This window comes from Paenibacillus periandrae (assembly GCF_022458865.1).
Taxonomy (GTDB): Bacteria; Bacillota; Bacilli; order Paenibacillales; family NBRC-103111; genus Paenibacillus_S; species Paenibacillus_S periandrae.
Map to the genome: position 1 here is coordinate 1 of NZ_JAJNMU010000101.1, position 881 is coordinate 881.

2 protein-coding genes are annotated in these 881 nt (G+C 60.4%); both read right to left on the minus strand.

Annotation, left to right across the window (positions count from 1 at the left end):
- Positions 1 to 286 (minus strand): cyclic nucleotide-binding domain-containing protein (locus LRL21_RS44720; RefSeq protein WP_240422205.1); only part of this gene is annotated, 286 nt, incomplete at its 3' end.
- On the minus strand, positions 283 to 881 hold a 599-nt coding region (locus tag LRL21_RS44725; RefSeq protein ID WP_240422206.1), incomplete at its 5' end, for an ATP-binding cassette domain-containing protein. The genes LRL21_RS44725 and LRL21_RS44720, both read right to left, overlap by 4 nt.

The following is an 881-nucleotide window of genomic DNA, read 5'->3' on the forward strand; positions in this document are numbered from 1 at the left end:
CCAGGCGGCTGCTTGCCAGCACCGTGTCCGGCATCACCTCGGCTATCCAGCCGAAGTCGCCTTCATCGGTTTGCGGGAGCTCCAGCCATAGTTGTCCTGCCTTCACCGTAAGCACATACGATTTCGATCCGGCCGCTCGGCCATGCGCCAGCTCGACCGAATAAATCTCTACTTCGCCCTGCTCAACCATATGCAGCGTCAACGGCGATTGCCCCTGCAGCAGCAAGGAAGTTCTGGACGGGTAATGACGCCGCTCCTCGGCGTTGTTCAGACAACCGGTTGTCATGAAGCATACTCCTCTCCGGGTGCGTAGAACAGGCGCTGGTAATGCCCGTCCGCGCAGATCAATTCTTCATGGGTCCCCTGTTGGACAAGCCTTCCCTGGTCCAACACGACGATGAGGTCGCAATCCCGGATAGCGCTAAGCCGGTGGGCAATGATGACGCAAGTGCAACCCCTCCGGCGAATATGGGCATAGATAGCCGCCTCGATCTCGGGGTCCAGGGCGCTGGTCGCCTCATCCAGGATCAGGACGGACGGCTGCTGTGCCAGCGCCCGGGCAATTTCCAGCCGCTGCGTCTGGCCTCCGCTGAAATTCCGTCCGCCCTCCTCCAGCAGGTGATCATAGCCGCCCGGTCTTGCCGCAATGACTTCATGGATGCAGCTGTCCTTGGCCGCTTGCACGACGGTCGCCTCGGGAATCGTCTGATCCCATAATGTCAGATTGTCGCGGATTGTCCCCTCGAACAGCCGGATCTCCTGGTCGACCAGCGATACGGAATTGACCAATACATGTCGAGGCAGCGCGGATCGCAGCTGCTCGTCGAATTTCACTTCTCCGCTCCACGGCTGGTACAAACCGGACAGGAGCCGGGACAGCG